Annotated in this window: 11 protein-coding genes; 1 reads left to right on the top strand and 10 read right to left on the bottom strand. The window is 72.3% G+C overall.

Going from position 1 to position 15399, the window contains the following annotated elements; translation table 11 throughout:
• Nucleotides 1–11: 11 nt before the first annotated feature.
• The 3 genes from ACFY2Z_RS21660 to lepA form a co-directional block, all read right to left on the bottom strand.
• A complete protein-coding gene (locus ACFY2Z_RS21660) occupies nucleotides 12–1952 on the bottom strand; it encodes a SpoIIE family protein phosphatase (protein WP_390745727.1) in 1941 nt (646 codons plus the stop codon).
• A 251-nt stretch (nucleotides 1953–2203) separates the two neighbouring features.
• Nucleotides 2204–4078: an AMP-dependent synthetase/ligase gene (locus ACFY2Z_RS21655; RefSeq protein ID WP_390745726.1), complete on the bottom strand. Its 1875-nt coding sequence runs from the start codon at nucleotides 4076–4078 to the stop codon at nucleotides 2204–2206.
• Nucleotides 4079–4314: 236 nt separating this feature from the next.
• The gene (gene lepA / locus ACFY2Z_RS21650) at nucleotides 4315–6183 is read right to left on the bottom strand and encodes a translation elongation factor 4 (RefSeq protein ID WP_390745725.1); all 1869 of its coding nucleotides are present in this window, start codon (nucleotides 6181–6183) and stop codon (nucleotides 4315–4317) included.
• 354 nt (nucleotides 6184–6537) lie between these two features.
• Here lepA and rpsT point away from each other — a divergent pair, with 354 nt between their 5' ends.
• Entirely contained in the window at nucleotides 6538–6804 is a 267-nt protein-coding gene (rpsT, locus tag ACFY2Z_RS21645) for a 30S ribosomal protein S20 (protein ID WP_311698394.1), read from the top strand.
• Between the two features lie 323 nt (nucleotides 6805–7127).
• Here rpsT and holA read toward each other — a convergent pair whose 3' ends face one another.
• The 7 genes from holA to ACFY2Z_RS21610 form a co-directional block, all read right to left on the bottom strand.
• A complete protein-coding gene (holA, locus tag ACFY2Z_RS21640) occupies nucleotides 7128–8117 on the bottom strand; it encodes a DNA polymerase III subunit delta (protein WP_390745724.1) in 990 nt (329 codons plus the stop codon).
• Between the two features lie 119 nt (nucleotides 8118–8236).
• Nucleotides 8237–8482 (bottom strand): hypothetical protein, encoded by a 246-nt coding sequence (locus ACFY2Z_RS21635; RefSeq protein WP_390745723.1) that lies wholly within the window; start codon nucleotides 8480–8482, stop codon nucleotides 8237–8239.
• Between the two features lie 123 nt (nucleotides 8483–8605).
• Nucleotides 8606–9445, bottom strand: coding sequence for an arylamine N-acetyltransferase (locus ACFY2Z_RS21630; protein WP_390745722.1), 840 nt, complete (start codon nucleotides 9443–9445; stop codon nucleotides 8606–8608).
• Nucleotides 9446–9913: 468 nt separating this feature from the next.
• On the bottom strand, nucleotides 9914–12442 hold the full coding sequence (locus ACFY2Z_RS21625) for a ComEC/Rec2 family competence protein (protein ID WP_390745721.1): 2529 nt from the start codon (nucleotides 12440–12442) through the stop codon (nucleotides 9914–9916).
• A complete protein-coding gene (locus ACFY2Z_RS21620) occupies nucleotides 12439–13518 on the bottom strand; it encodes a helix-hairpin-helix domain-containing protein (protein WP_390745720.1) in 1080 nt (359 codons plus the stop codon). Before ACFY2Z_RS21620 ends, ACFY2Z_RS21625 begins: the two co-directional genes overlap by 4 nt.
• Nucleotides 13519–13623: 105 nt before the next feature.
• Nucleotides 13624–14469: a DegV family protein gene (locus ACFY2Z_RS21615; RefSeq protein ID WP_390745719.1), complete on the bottom strand. Its 846-nt coding sequence runs from the start codon at nucleotides 14467–14469 to the stop codon at nucleotides 13624–13626.
• A gap of 72 nt (nucleotides 14470–14541) precedes the next feature.
• The gene (locus tag ACFY2Z_RS21610) at nucleotides 14542–15303 is read right to left on the bottom strand and encodes a hypothetical protein (protein ID WP_390745718.1); all 762 of its coding nucleotides are present in this window, start codon (nucleotides 15301–15303) and stop codon (nucleotides 14542–14544) included.
• Nucleotides 15304–15399: the final 96 nt, after the last annotated feature.

Here is a 15399-nt window from a genome sequence, read left to right as displayed (position 1 = left end):
TTCGGGGCACGTCACTCGGCGCGCAGCACCAGCAGTGCCAGGTCGTCCTCCGGGGGCTGCCCCCCGAACTCGTGCACCAGGGTCCGGATCCGCTCCGCGATCAGCTCGGCACTCAGGCCGGCGCAGCCGGCCAGCGCCGCCGCGAGCCCGTCCCCGTCGTCGAACTGGCGGGACCCGCTGCGCCGCTCGGTCACCCCGTCCGTGACGCACAGCAGCGTGTCGCCGGAGTACAGCTCGAACGTCTCGCACACATAGGTGACGTCCTCGACGACCCCGAGGAGGGTCTGTGGCTGGGCCACGACCCGTACGTCGCCGTCCGGGCCCAGCAGCAGCGGCAGCGGATGCCCGGCGGAGGCGAGCGTGCACCGCACCCCGCCGTCGAAGGGGACCAGCTCGCCGTAGAGCAGGGAGAGGAAGCGCGCGTGGGGGCCGCCGTCGGCGACCGGCACGGGGGCGCCCGCCGCCACCAGCGCCCGCGCCGCCGCGTCCGCCGCCTCCGTGGCGTCGTCGAGGAGGAGCTGGTTGAGGCGGTCCAGGACGTCGGGGACCGCATATCCCTCGCGAGCCAGCAGCCGCAGCCAGGGGCGGGCCAGCCCGATCACGACCGCCGCCTCCGGGCCCTTGCCCTGGACGTCCCCGAGGGCGAAGCACCACCGTCCGCGGCCGGCCGGGAAGAGGTCGTAGAAGTCGCCGCTGGGGCCGCCGCCCTTGTCGCACGGTTCGTACACGAGCGCGCTGCTCACCCCGGGGATCTCGGCGACGGCCCCCGGCAGCAGGCCCCGCTGCAGCACCCTGCTGATGGTGGCCTGGCGCGCGTACTGCCGGGCCGCCCCGATGGCGAGCGCCACCCGGCGGCTGAGGTCCTCGACGAGCCCGGTGACCTCGTCGGGGAAGCGCAGCAGTCCCGTACGGCCGATGACCAGCGTGCCGAGCGGCCGGCCGCCGGCGATCAGCCGGTAGGCGAGCGCCGCCCCGGTCGCGCCGCGCGGGCCGAGCGCCTCCCCGGGCCAGGGCACGGGCACCGCCCGGGAACGCACCGACTCCGGCAGCCGCGGCGGGTCCTTCTCCAGCACCCGGCGCAGCTCCTCGATGCGGTTCTCGCTGCCGTGCCAGACCCGGGCGAGGCGCGGCCCGGTCGCGACCGCCGTCTCGGGCCCGTGCCAGCCCGTCGCCTCGTCCTCCAGCCACACCGCGCACCAGTCGGCGAGCCGCGGCACGAGGAGCTGCCCGGTGAGCGCGGCGACCAGGTCCTCGTCGAGCTGTCCGGCGAGCAGGTCGGAGGCCTCGGCGAGGAAGGAGAGCGCGCCGCGGCCCCGCCATTCCCGGTCGGGCACACCGCGTCCGGGCTCGGCGTAGGCGGCGGGTTCGGGCCCGAGGATCTCGGCCGTGCCGAGCCCGCCCACCAGGACGTCCTCACCGGCGTAGACCTCGATGCCGTCCTCGTCGGCCGCGGCGCCGTCGAGGGGCAGCTGTGCCCAGACGGTCTTGGTGGCGGTGCGGTAGGTGATCCCCCAGGCGGTGGCGAGCGCGCCGACGAGGCGCAGCCCGCGGCCGTACTCGGGTATGCCGTAGGTGTGTTCGGGAGCTTCGTCCCGTACCGGGCGCGAGGGGTGGTGGTCGGAGACCTCGACGAGGAGGCCGGGGGGTTCGTCGTCCGTCTCGTGGAGGCGGCAGACGATGTCGACGTCGGTGCCCGCGTGCACGACCGCGTTGGTCACCAGTTCGCTGACCACGACCAGGGCGTCGTCGGCCAGCCGCTCGGTGAAGGTGTCGGGCTCGGCCGCCTCGGCCCACGCGGAGAGGGCTGCGCGCACGAAACGGCGGGCGGCGCCCGGCGCGAGCGGTCCGCCCGGCAACGTCGTACGGACCACCGTGTGCAGCGCCGCGCCCTCGTGCACGGGCATGTCAGAGGCACGTGAGATGGTCTCCCGTTGCGTGGGAATGGCCCCCATGGACGGCTCCCCGAGCGGTTCCGGTGAACTCCGACGAATACGCCTCCGGCGATGCGGACAGAGTGACAGACCGGACCCGCTCATAAGCACCGAGTTACCGAAGTGGGCCGTCATGGGTGAGAACCGTGCTACGGATGTGCCCGAAGACGGTCGGATTCGAGCAACGGATCTACGTCCTCTGCTCGTGCGGAATATGCCCGTCGGGACCCCGGACCCGACCCCACCACGGGCCCGGGTCCGGGAGTGGGGCCCTACGACTCGCGTGTCCCCGCGTACATCTCGTCGATGAGGTGCTTGTACTCCCGCTCCACCACCGGACGCTTCAGCTTCAGGCTCGGCGTGATCTCACCGTGCTCCACGTCGAGGTCCCGCGGCAGCAGCCGGAACTTCTTGATGGTCTGCCAGCGCTGGAGACCGGCGTTGAGCTCCCGGACATAGCCGTCGACCATCTCGACCGTGGCGGGAGCGGCGACGATCTCGGCGTAGGACCTGCCCCCCAGGCCGTTCTCCTTCGCCCAGTCGAGGATCGCGGGCTCGTCCAGGGCGATCAGCGCGGTGCAGAAGTTCCGGTCGGCGCCGTGCACCAGGATGTTGGAGACGTACGGGCACACCGCCTTGAACTGTCCCTCGACCTCGGCGGGCGCGATGTACTTGCCGCCGGAGGTCTTGATGAGGTCCTTCTTGCGGTCGGTGATCCGCAGATAGCCGTCGGGCGACAGCTCACCGATGTCCCCGGTGTGGAACCAGCCGTCCGCCTCCAGCACCTCGGCGGTCTTGTCGGGCAGCCCGTGGTAGCCCTCCATGATCCCGGGGCCGCGCAGCAGGATCTCGCCGTCGTCCGCGATGCGCACCTCGGTGCCGGGCAGCGGCTTGCCGACCGTGCCCGTGCGGTACGCCTCGCCCGGGTTCACGAACGAGGCCGCGGAGGACTCGGTGAGGCCGTAGCCCTCCAGGATGTGGATGCCGGCGCCGGCGAAGAAGTAGCCGATCTCGGGCGCGAGGGCGGCGGAGCCGGAGACACAGGCCCGCAGCCGGCCGCCGAACGCCTCGCGGATCTTGGCGTACACGAGCGTGTCGGCGACCTTGTGCTTGGCGGCGAGGGCGAAGGGCACGGAGGCGGTGCCGGTGCGCCGGAAGCTGTCCTGGGTGACCTTGGCGTACTCGCGGGCGACCCCGACGGCCCACTGGAAGATCTTGTACTTGGCCGGCCCGCCCGCGCGGGCCTTGGCCGCGACGCCGTTGTACACCTTCTCGAAGATGCGGGGCACGGCCGCCATGTAGGTCGGCTGCACCACCGGAAGGTTCTCGATGATCTTGTCGGCACGGCCGTCGACCGCGGTGACGTGCCCGATCTCGAGCTGCCCGGAGGTGAGCACCTTGCCGAAGACGTGGGCGAGCGGCAGCCACAGGTACTGCACGTCGTCGGCGCCGAGCAGTCCGGTCGCGGCGATCGCCTTGGCCATGTACGACCAGTTGTCGTGCGGCAGGCGCACGCCCTTGGGCCGGCCGGTGGTGCCGGAGGTGTAGATGAGGGTGGCGAGCTGGTCCTTGGTGATCGCACCGACCCGCTCCTTGATCAGCCCCGGGTGCTTGGCCAGATAGGCCGCGCCACGCGTCTCCAGCTCGGCGAGGGTGAGGACCCAGTCCCCGGACTCGACGCCCGTCGGGTCGATGACGACGACATGGTGGAGCTGGGGCAGCTCGGAGCGCTTCTCCAGGGCCTTGGCGAGCTGGTCGGCGTTCTCCGCGACGAGGACCTTGCTGTCGGAGTCGGAGAGGATGAAGGCCGACTCCTCGGCGTTGGTCTGCGGATAGATGGTGGTCGTGGCCGCACCGGCGCACATGATGCCGAGGTCGGCGAGGATCCACTCCAGACGGGTGGAGGAGGCGAGCGCGACGCGCTCCTCGGGCCGTACACCCAGCTCGATCAGTCCGGCGGCGATCGCGTGGACCCGCTCGGCGGCCTGCCCCCAGCTCAGCGACTTCCAGTCGTCGGGGCCCTGGCCGGTGGCCGACGGCACGGGGTAGCGATAGGCCTCGGTGTCCGGTGTGGCCGCCACACGCTCCAGGAAGAGGGCCGCGACAGAGGGCGGACGGTTCTCGATCAAAGTCTGTGTGTGGCTCACGACATCCTCCGGGCCCGCGTCGGTGCGGCTGGCTCATTCCTGCTGTTTCTGCTCGCGGGCGATTGTTTAACTCGCGAGTAACGTTCGAGCAGGGATCAGGGTAGAGCCCGACCAGCCGGTTTGTAAGAGGCACAGGTCACTCGGTTCGCCCGAGGAGCCGCCGGAGACACACGCGGAGGCCCGCCGTACCGCGTACGACGGGCCTCGTTCCACCCGGTTTGCACCGCTGAGGGCGTCTATTTTTTGCCCTTTGCGGAGCCTGCGCTGTCGTCGCTGGAGAGCACCGCGATGAAGGCCTCCTGGGGAACTTCCACGGAACCCACCATCTTCATCCGCTTCTTGCCCTCCTTCTGCTTCTCCAGCAGCTTCCGCTTACGGGAGATGTCACCGCCGTAGCACTTGGCGAGGACGTCCTTGCGGATGGCGCGGATGGTCTCGCGGGCGATCACCCGGGAGCCGACGGCGGCCTGCACCGGCACCTCGAAGTTCTGCCGCGGGATGAGTTCCTTCAGCTTGGCGACGAGCCGCACGCCGTACGCGTACGCCTGGTCCTTGTGGGTGATCGCCGAGAAGGCGTCGACCTTGTCGCCGTGCAGCAGGATGTCCACCTTGACCAGGGAACTGTTCTGCTCGCCGGTGGGCTCGTAGTCCAGCGACGCGTATCCGCGGGTCTTGGACTTCAGCTGGTCGAAGAAGTCGAAGACGATCTCCGCGAGCGGGAGGGTGTAGCGGATCTCCACGCGGTCCTCGGACAGGTAGTCCATGCCGAGCAGGGTGCCGCGGCGGGTCTGGCACAGCTCCATGATCGCGCCGATGAACTCGGTGGGCGCGAGGATCGTGGCCCGCACGACCGGCTCGTAGACCTCCGCGAGCTTGCCCTCGGGGAACTCGCTCGGGTTGGTGACGACGTGCTCTTCGCCGTCCTCCATGATCACGCGGTAGACCACGTTGGGCGCGGTGGCGATCAGGTCGAGCCCGAACTCGCGCTCCAGCCGCTCGCGGACCACATCGAGGTGGAGCAGGCCGAGGAAGCCGACGCGGAAGCCGAAGCCGAGGGCGGCGGAGGTCTCCGGCTCGTAGACGAGCGCGGCGTCGTTGAGCTGGAGCTTGTCGAGGGCCTCGCGCAGGTCCGGGTAGTCGGAGCCGTCGAGCGGGTACAGACCCGAGAACACCATCGGCTTCGGGTCCTTGTAGCCGCCGAGGGGTTCCGTGGCGCCCTTGGACAGGCTGGTGATCGTGTCACCGACCTTGGACTGGCGGACGTCCTTCACACCGGTGATGAGGTAGCCCACCTCGCCGACGCCGAGCCCGTCCGCCGGGAGCATCTCGGGCGAGCTGACACCGATCTCCAGCAGCTCGTGGGTCGCGCCGGTGGACATCATCTTGATGCGCTCACGCTTGTTGAGCCGGCCGTCGACGACACGGACGTACGTGACCACGCCGCGGTAGGAGTCGTAGACCGAGTCGAAGATCATCGCGCGGGCGGGCGCGTCCGCGACGCCGACCGGCGCCGGGATCCGCTCCACGACCCTGTCGAGGAGCGCCTCGACGCCGAGGCCGGTCTTGGCGGAGACCTTGAGGACGTCGTCGGGCTCACACCCGATGAGGTTGGCCAGTTCCTCGGCGAACTTCTCGGGCTGCGCGGCCGGCAGGTCGATCTTGTTGAGCACGGGGATGATCGTGAGGTCGTTCTCCATCGCGAGGTAGAGGTTCGCGAGGGTCTGGGCCTCGATGCCCTGGGCGGCGTCCACGAGGAGGACCGTGCCCTCACAGGCGGCGAGCGACCGCGAGACCTCGTACGTGAAGTCGACGTGCCCCGGGGTGTCGATCATGTTCAGGATGTGCGTGTTGCCCGGATCGTGGGTCGGGGCCCACGGCAGACGCACCGCCTGGGACTTGATCGTGATGCCGCGCTCGCGCTCGATGTCCATGCGGTCGAGGTACTGAGCGCGCATCTGCCGCTGCTCGACGACGCCGGTCAGCTGGAGCATCCGGTCGGCGAGCGTGGACTTGCCGTGGTCGATGTGCGCGATGATGCAGAAATTGCGGATCAGAGCCGGGTCGGTACGGCTCGGTTCGGGCACATGGCTAGGGATCGCGGGCACGCAGGGTCCTGATTCTTGAGGCGTCCGCAGTGTCTGCGGTCTCGGGTCGGATCTATACGTAGCTTCCATGGTCCCACGCGCGGGAGGCTGCGACCGGTGAGGGCCGTGCCGGGACCGGCCGTGGTGGCGGGCGCGGGGATGCTCTCGGGGGCACTGTGACCGGTTTGCTGTCGTTTTGCGGTGTGCGGGGGCCGTCCGGGGCGGGGCTCGGCGAGACCGGTTTGGGTGGGCCGGAAGGCGGCTGGTAGCCTGGGTGGCTGTGTCTCATGCCCTCTCAGCGCGAGGCACGTCTCAAGAAATCACCGGCGCGTGGGACGGTCCGTCTCGCGTGCCTGAACCTGTAAAGGCTCATTCGTGGCGAACATCAAGTCCCAGATCAAGCGGAACAAGACGAACGAGAAGGCGCGCCTGCGCAACAAGGCCGTCAAGTCCTCGCTTCGCACCGCGATCCGCAAGGCCCGTGAGGCCGCCGCCGCGGGTGACGTCGAGAAGGCCAACGAGCTCCAGCGCGCCGCTGCGCGTCAGCTCGACAAGGCCGTCTCGAAGGGCGTCATCCACAAGAACGCGGCTGCCAACAAGAAGTCGGCGCTGGCCTCCAAGGTCGGTGCCCTCAAGGGCTGACACTTGATTTGACGCCGGAGGGAACCGAGCGGGCCCTCTCTCATCCGCTCCCACCCGGCACCCGGGTCCGTACGCGGCCTGCGTTCGCCACGCGGGTACGGACCCACGAGCTTGACCGAAGGCCCCGCCTCCCGTCCTTCCCCAGGACGGACGGCGGGGCCTTCGAACATGTGCGCCACCGTACGGGGGCGGCGGGTGGACCTGGGGCATCGGGCCACGCCCGGCGCGCGGCCGAACCCTCGGGCTTCGCCCGGCGCGCTGTCGAGCCCCGGGCCTCGGGCCTCGGGCTTCGCCCGGCGCGCTGTCGAGCCCCGGGCCTCGGGCTACGCCCGGCCCCTGGACCGGGCCGCCCTCGCGATCGTGACGACCGCCTTCTCCAGGGCGTACTCCGGGTCGTCACCGCCGCCCTTGACGCCCGCGTCGGCCTCGGCCACCGCCCGCAGCGCGACCGCCACGCCCTCCGGCGTCCATCCCCGCATCTGCTGCCGCACTCGGTCGATCTTCCACGGCGGCATGCCCAGCTCCCGGGCGAGGTCCGCCGGACGCCCACCACGGGCCGAGGACAGCTTGCCGATCGCCCGCACGCCCTGCGCGAGCGCACTCGTGATCATCACCGGCGCCACCCCTGTGGCCAGCGACCACCGCAGCGCCTCCAGCGCCTCCGCGGCACGTCCCTCGACCGCCCGGTCCGCGACCGTGAAACTCGACGCCTCGGCCCGTCCCGTGTAGTACCGCCCGACCACCGCCTCGTCGATCGTGCCCTCGACATCGGCGACGAGCTGGGACACCGCGGACGCCAGCTCCCGCAGATCGCTGCCGATCGAGTCGACCAGCGCCTGGCACGCCTCCGGCGTCGCCGAACGGCCCTGCGCACGGAACTCCCCCCGCACGAACGCCAGCCGGTCCGCCGGCTTCGTCATCTTCGGGCAGGCCACCTCGCGCGCCCCCGCCTTGCGGGCGGCGTCGAGCAGGCCCTTGCCCTTGGCTCCGCCCGCGTGCAGCAGCACGAGGGTGATCTCCTCGGCGGGCGAGCCGAAGTACCCCTTCAGCTCCTTGATCGTGTCGGCCGACAGGTCGTGCGCATTGCGCACGACCACGACCTTGCGCTCGGCGAAGAGCGACGGACTCGTCAACTCTGCGAGCGTGCCGGGCTGCAACTGGTCCGAGGTCAGGTCCCGCACGTCCGTGTCGGCGTCGGCGGCCCGGGCGGCGGCCACCACCTCCTGCACGGCACGGTCGAGCAGAAGGTCCTCCTGGCCCACGGCAAGGGTGACGGGGGCGAGAGGGTCGTCATTCGCGGTCTTCTTGGCCATCACGGACAGCATCGCACGCGCCACTGACATCGCGGTCCCGCCCCCGCCCCACCCGGCCCCCGGGGCGGCGAGAGTGCGTGCATGGCGTCGCGGGGCAGGCGGGAGTCTGCCGACAGACCCTAGGGCTCCTCCCGCCAGCCGTCCCACTCGGCCGCGAACGTGTCCAGCGCCTCCGGGTCGAGACGTTCGTTCTCGTCCCGCAGCACCACCAGCCACTGCGCGTCCTCGGCGTCGTCCTCACCGGCCAGCGCGTCCCGCACGATCCGCGGTTCCTCATCCAGGGCGAACCGCTCCCGGAGTGCCTCCGCCGCCTCTTCCGCCGCGTCGCGGTCGGGCAGCACCAGCACATGTCTCACATCGCTCACGCGGACATCTTCCGCTACGAAAGGACACCGCCGACTCCGGGGTGCGCCCCGGGGACCCGCACCTTCCCGCACACGGAACGCGCCGTCGTCGTGCCGTCCCGACGCCGTGAACCCGGGTCCCGGTCAGTCGTTCCGGCGGACCTGCCGCACCGTCGGCACCCGGTCCAGCACGATCCCGAACGTCTCCCGGTACACCTCCAGCGCCTCCCCGTCGCTCGCCAGGTCCGACACCTCCCTCCGCCCGCCCGGAGCGGTCACCGTGAGACGGCGGCCGCTGAGCGTGATCCTTCCTCCGTCCTCGGTCACCCGTGAGCAGACCAGCGAGCGCACGAAGTGCGAGGCCGGCGAGGTGGTGTTCCACCAGGCCCCGGTCACGAAGTCTTCGAGCACCCGCGGGCGCATCTCCAGCCGGTACTGCGGCGTGCCGTCCCGCAGCACATCGAGGTCCGAGGACTCCGCCGAACCCCCGCCCCCTCGTACCCCCGCCGCGTCCACCGTGGCCTCGATGACCCGGAACACACCGCCCGGGTCCCGCTGCTCGCCCCGCGCCGCGATCTCCAGCGGAAAGTGGCTATGCGCCCCGAAGCCGACGTCGGCCAGCCAGTCGCCCCCGTCCACCGTCCGCACCCGCAGAGCGAGGTGGTCGTACGGCACCCCGAGCCGCCCCTTCTCCCCGTGGACCCGCCCCGCGAGCAGCGTGACGTCGAAGCCGAGCGCCGTCAGCAACGCCGCGAACGCGCCGTTGAGTTCGTAGCAGAAGCCACCCCGGCGGGCCCCGACGATCTTGTCGATCAGCCGCTTCTCCTCCAGCACGATCTCCTCGCCGAGATGGATCGACAGGTTCTCGAACGGGACGGTCAGCAGATGACGGAGGTGCAGCTCACGCAGCACCTCGATGGTGGGCCATGCGGGACGGTCCGAGCCGATCCTGTCGACATACGCGTCAACCTGTGCGGAGTCCATGGCCCCAGTCTCTCGCGGCCGTCGGCCCCCTGCCTGCTCCGACGACCTCGTCCGCCACGGTGATCGGTCTCAAGGCGCCCCCGACTGGTGCCGTTAGAGGGACGACTTCCCCGACGAGAGGCGTCGCGCACGAAGCGCGTCTTCCTTGCGGCGGTCACCGCCGCCCTGGCCGTCGGCCTGTTCGGCGCGGTCGCTCCTCCGACCGCCGCCCACGCCGCCGACCGCATCCCGGGAGCTCCCGTCACCAAACCGGGTGAGCCACGCAAGTGCCTCCGGGACGGTGGCAGCGCCGGTCACGGCTGTCCGCACGAGGAGGACTGCCCGCCGACCGGTACGACGACCAGGACCCCGATCACGACTGCGAGGGTGAGGACGTCTTCGGAGACAGCCGGTACCGGGTCGTCCGGTACCGAGTCGCCGCGCCTGGCCGCACGACACCGAGGTGGACAACGGCGGTTGATGACGGCTTCAGTCTCTCGCGGCCCTCAGCTCATCGGCCGCCCCGACGACCGCGATCGCGCCGTCCCGGTCCGTCCGCAGCACCAGCGCGCCCTCCCCCCGCAGGGCCGCGACCGTATTCGGCGACGGATGACCGTACGGGTTGTCCCTACCGCAAGAGATCAGCGCGAGCCGTGGCGCGACCCTCCGTATCAACTCGGGGGCCTGGAACGCCGACCCGTGATGCGCGACCTTGAGCACGTCCACCGGCCCCAGTCCGGCACCCTCGGGCGATCTCAACAGGGCCTCCTGCGCGGGAGGTTCGAGGTCACCGAGCAGGAGCAGGGTCAGGCCCGCCGACCGTACGGACAGCACGACGCTCGCGTCGTTCGGACCGTCCGGCGCGGGGGCCGGGTCCGCCGGAGGCCACAGCACCCGCCAGTCGAGGGCGTTGATGCGGCGCCGCTCCCCGGCCAGAGCCCGCGTCAGCGGGATGTGCCGGGCCGCCGCCCGGGCGCGGACGAACGCCGCCTCTTCCCGCGGCTCCTCGAACCCGGTCGTCTCGATCGCCCCCACCGACCGGCCGCGCAGCACCCCCGGCAGCCCAGCCACATGGTCGGCATGGAAGTGGGTCAGCACGAGCAGAGGAATACGGGTGACGCCGAGAGCGGTCAGGCATCGGTCGACCAGCGCCGGATCGGGACCGGTGTCCACGACCACCGCCGTGCCCCGGCCCGCCGCGAGCACGGTCGCGTCTCCCTGCCCCACGTCACACATCGCGAACCGCCAGCCCGCCGGCGGCCACCCGGTGATCACCCGGGTCAGCGGCGGCGGCCGAACCACCACGAGCAGCAGCGCCACGACACAGACCCCGGCCGCCCAGGGACGCCGCAGCAGCCGCCGACCGACGAGGACGACGGCCGCCGTCACCACCGCCAGCAGCACCGCTCCGGCCCAGCTGCCCGGCCAGTCCACCGAGCCGCCCGGCTGCGAGGCACCGGTGCGTGCGATGTCCGCGATCCATCGGGCGGGCCAACTCGCGCACCATGCGAGCCCCTTGGCGACCGGCATCGACACCGGGGCCACCGCCAGCACGGCGAACCCCAGCACGGTGGCCGGAGCCACGGCGAACTCCGCGAGCAGATTGCACGGCACCGCGACCAGGCTCACCCGCGCCGACAGCACCGCGACGACCGGCGCGCACAGTGCCTGCGCGGCGGCCGCGGCGGCCAGCGCCTCGGCCGGTCGCGGCGGCACACGCCGCCGCTGCAACGCCGCGCTCCAGCGCGGGGCGACGGTGAGCAGGGCACCGGTCGCCAGCACGGAGAGCAGAAAGCCGTAGCTCCGGGCGAGCCAGGGATCCCAGAGCACCAGCAGCAGCACCGCCGCGGCCAGCGCGGGGATCAGGGATCTACGGCGCCCGGTCGCGAGGGCGAGCAGCGTGATCGCCCCGCAGGCCGCGGCCCGCAGCACACTCGGGTCCGGCCGGCACACGACCACGAACCCGAGCGTGAGCACTCCGCCGAGCAGTGCCGTTCCCCGGAGCGGGATGCCGAGCCGGGGTGCGAGCCCCCGACGCTCCACGCGCTGCGCCAGCCCGGCCGGGCCGACGATCAGGGCGAGCAGGATCGTGAAGTTGCCCCCGCTCACCGCGAGCAGATGCACGAGATCCGTCCGCTGGAAGGCGTCGTCCAGCTCGGGCGCGACCCGCGAGGTGTCTCCGACGACCAGTGCGGGCAGCAACGCCCGCGCGTCCGGGGCAAGGCCGTCGGTCGCCGTACGCAGCCCGGCCCGTAGCCGTCCTGCCCACCGTTGCGTCGGGGACGGGCCGTTGACCACCTGGGGCGGTGTGTCGCGTAGGCGCACCACGGCGGCGACGCGGTCGCCTCCGGTCAGCGCGGGGGCCAGCGGGGCGGTGACCCGCACCCGTGTGGAGGGCAGCAGAGCGAGCCACGGGGACCGCACGGCTCCCCCGGCGGAATCCGCCGAACCGCGCCGGGCCGCCCGGGTGTTCAGGTCGACGACCATCAGCACCGGCGTCCGGGTCAGCACCACCGTTCCGTCCGCCTTCGTCAGCCGCCGGATCTCCCCGTCGAGCAGCACGGCGGTCTGCGTCGGGTGGTCCCCCGTGATCCTGGGCCTGGTGAGTCGTGGATCGGAGGTGACCTCGATGTCCGCGGTCACCTCGGCGTACCGACGCGTCAGCGCGGGAATCGGCCCCCGCCGCAGATCCGCCGCCTGCAGCCCGGCGGAAGCCGCCGCGGCCGCGACGCACAGCAGTGCCGCCGCCGCGGACACCGTCGACCACGAGCCCCGGATGCGGTGGCGGCCTCCCCCCGCCTCACGCCTGCGCACCGCCAGCAGCCCTCCGGCCACGGCCAGGGCGACGACCACCACGACGGTGACCGATCCGGCCGGGGCGCCCAGGGCCCAGGCGGCCGCCGCCCAGGCTCCCACCGCGGGCCCCGCCAATCGAAGGTCCACCGGCCCCTCCTGGCGGGGATGTGCGTCCCCGAGCCCGCCGGGGGCCGTGTCGCGCAGCTTCTGCGGCGGGCTCATGGCCGGACGAGATTCCGTAGGTCGGCGAAGCGGCGCTCGCCGATGCCGTTGACCTCGCGGAGTTGGTCGACCGAGCGGAATCCGCCGTGCTGGGAGCGGTAGTCGATGATGTGCTGGGCCAGCACGGGCCCCACCCCGGGCAGCGTGTCGAGCTGGTCCACGGTCGCCGTCCCGAGCGAGACCGGACCGGCGGGTGCCGCACCGGCCGACGAGCGGCCGGTGGTCGCGGCCGCCGGGCTCGGACCCGGCGCGGGTGCGGGGCCGCCCACCACGATCTGCTCGCCGTCCACCAGCAGCCGGGCGCGGTTGAGGCCGTCGGTGTCCGTGCCCGGGTGCACCCCGCCCGCCGCCCGCAGTGCGTCCGCGACCCGGGACCCGGCCGGGAGCCTCAGCAGTCCGGGCTTGCGCACCTTGCCGGCGACATCCACGACGATCACCGCACCCGCCGACCCGGTACCGGCCGCGGGGCCGGGGCCGGGCGTTGCCGCGAGCTCCGCGGGCCGCTTGGCCGCGCGTGCGTCCGGGGTTCCGTACGGCGCCGCTCGTACCACCTCCGGTGCGCGCACCTGCTGCGTCCGGCCGGACCAGAAGTGCTGCGCGGCGAAGACGACGGACACCACGAGCAACACCCCCAGCGCGGCCACGCTCCGGCGCTCCAGACCGCACCTCGACTGCAGCCACAGCGGCATCCGCTCCCGCAGAGCGGGACCGAACCGCTCCCGCCACGCCATCTCCGTCGCCGGGCGCTCAGGGGCGGCAGGGACCACAGGGGCGGCAGAGGCGTCAACCGCTGGGAAGGCCAGGCCACCGGTCGCCGGGAAGGCCACGTCGCGGACTGCCGGTTTCTCCCGGGCCGTCCTCGGCGGACCCTTCCCCCCGGTCCGTCCGTCCGTCGGCGCCGGGCTGAAGAGGGCCTCCGCGCGCAGGCGCAGTGTGTCGGCCGAGGGGGTGCTGTGATACCGCCGCGGGCCTTCCCGCGCGGGGTGCGGGCGGTGGCGGGTGCGGCCGTCGGAGCCGGGGCCGCGGCCTGGACCGCTGGTGGGGACAACCGTGCGTGAACGTGATCGAAGTGCCATACGGCGAGGATCGGGCAGACCGCCATCCCGTGATGATCTTGGTCAATTCCCGGGGATTACCTGCCAGTTGTGGATAACTCCGTCACCCGCGCGAGGGATGGACCCTCAGCGCGGCGACACCACGACCCCGAGCAGGCCGGGCCCCGTGTGCGCCCCGATCACCGCGCCGACCTCGCTCACATGCAGATCGCCCAGACCGGGCACCCGTGTGGTCAGCCGGTCCGCGAGGACCGACGCCCGCTCGGGAGCGGCGAGATGGTGGACCGCGATGTCGACCTGCCCGCTGCCCGCGCGCTCCGCCACGATCTCCTCCAGGCGGGCGATCGCCTTGGACCCGGTGCGCACCTTCTCCAGGAGCTCGATGCGTCCGCCGTTCAGCTGCAGCAGCGGCTTCACCGCGAGCGCCGAGCCCAGCAGCGCCTGTGCGGCCCCGATCCGGCCGCCCCGCCGGAGGTAGTCCAGCGTGTCGACGTAGAAGTAGGCGGAGGTGTCCGCGGCCCGCTTCTGTGCGGCGGTGACCGCCTCGTCGACCGTGCCCCCCGCCTCCGCGGTCTCGGCTGCGGCCAACGCGCAGAAGCCGAGGGCCATCGCGACCATCCCGGTGTCCACCACCCGTACCGGCACCGGCGCGTTGCGCCCGGCCAGCACGGCGGCGTCGTACGTGCCGGAGAGCTCGGAGGACAGATGCAGCGAGACGACGTCGGTCGCGCCCGCCTCGGCGACCCTGCGGTAGGTCTCGGCGAACGTCTCGGGGCTGGGCCGTGATGTGGTGACGGGCCGTCGCTTCTGCAGGGCCTGGGCGAGGGAGCGGGCCGAGATCTCGGTCCCCTCCTCGAGCGCCTGGTCACCCAGGACCACCGTGAGCGGCACCGCGGTGATGCCGTGGCGCTCGATCGTCCACGGCGGCAGATAGGCCGTTGAATCGGTGACGACAGCGACATGGCGGGACATGTGCTGGAGATTACCTGCCGAAATGCGCGGGGGGCAGTCCGCCCCCTCCGAGCTGGTCGTACCTTGGCGGAATCATGTGGTGCTCTCGGGCCGGTGCTTCCTCTGCCAGGGGTGTACGGGCCGCTGTCCGGGCGGGGTGAGAGCGGGCCGGGACGACTCGTGCGCCGCACGGGACTCGGGTGTCTCCGGCCAGGTCTGCCGGTCGGCGGCCGCGGCCTCGGGCGCCGGTGCCTCCGGCCAGGGGGTGGCGGACGACGCCGGCCGCTCCTTGGTCCAGTGGCGCAGGGCGCCCGCCTCCACGTCGATCTGCGCGCTCAGGCTGTCGAGATCGTCGTCCGCGAACCGGCGGGCCCGGTCGTGCGCCGCCCAGCGCAGCGCGTCCGCGGACCGTGTGATCCGCTCGGTGCGCTCGCGCAGGTCGGGCAGCCGGGAGGCGAGCGTGCCCCGGTCCGGCTCGGTCTCCAGGCGGCGCAGTTCGGCGTCCAGTTCGCGTCCGTGCACGTCGAGGCGCTCGAAGAGGCCCAGCGACTCCTTCAGCGACTCGTCCTCGGTGACCCCCGCGTGCAACGCGTCCTGGGTGGCCCGCATCGACATGCGCAGCGTCAGGCGGAGCTGCGCGAGTTCACCCGCCGGACCCGGCTGGGCGAGGGTTCTGGCCCGCAGGGTGGTGTCCTCGACCGTGCGCCGGGCCTGGGCGATCGTACGGTCCACGCCGCGTTTGGCGGCGCCGACCGCCTTCACCGTCGCGTACGCCCCGAGCACGACGCACAGGACGAACAGGAGCGCGATGACGATCAACACGGTTTCCACGACGCTCCTCCTCCGGCCGGCCATGACGGCGGCTGCACCGCTCTCCACGGTAAACGCAGCAGGCAGGTCCGGGGTTCCGTCAGAACCCCGAACCTGCCCTTAGGGAACCACCCCGACACC

Source organism: Streptomyces sp. NPDC001222, assembly GCF_042896945.1.
Lineage (GTDB): Bacteria > Actinomycetota > Actinomycetes > Streptomycetales > Streptomycetaceae > Streptomyces > Streptomyces gibsoniae.
The sequence above is the reverse complement of the archived record's forward strand: the minus strand, read 5'-3'. Positions and strand labels throughout refer to the sequence as shown.

Excerpts from the sequence above, each read along its gene's own strand:
- holA (WP_390745724.1), bottom strand. The coding sequence starts at position 8,117 with ATGGCCAAGAAGACCGCGAATGACGACCCTCTCGCCCCCGTCACCCTT.
- ACFY2Z_RS21660 (WP_390745727.1), bottom strand. The coding sequence starts at position 1,952 with ATGGGGGCCATTCCCACGCAACGGGAGACCATCTCACGTGCCTCTGAC.
- ACFY2Z_RS21625 (WP_390745721.1), bottom strand. The coding sequence starts at position 12,442 with ATGAGCCCGCCGCAGAAGCTGCGCGACACGGCCCCCGGCGGGCTCGGG.
- ACFY2Z_RS21620 (WP_390745720.1), bottom strand. The coding sequence starts at position 13,518 with ATGGCACTTCGATCACGTTCACGCACGGTTGTCCCCACCAGCGGTCCA.
- ACFY2Z_RS21615 (WP_390745719.1), bottom strand. The coding sequence starts at position 14,469 with ATGTCCCGCCATGTCGCTGTCGTCACCGATTCAACGGCCTATCTGCCG.
- ACFY2Z_RS21630 (WP_390745722.1), bottom strand. The coding sequence starts at position 9,445 with ATGGACTCCGCACAGGTTGACGCGTATGTCGACAGGATCGGCTCGGAC.
- ACFY2Z_RS21610 (WP_390745718.1), bottom strand. The coding sequence starts at position 15,303 with ATGGCCGGCCGGAGGAGGAGCGTCGTGGAAACCGTGTTGATCGTCATC.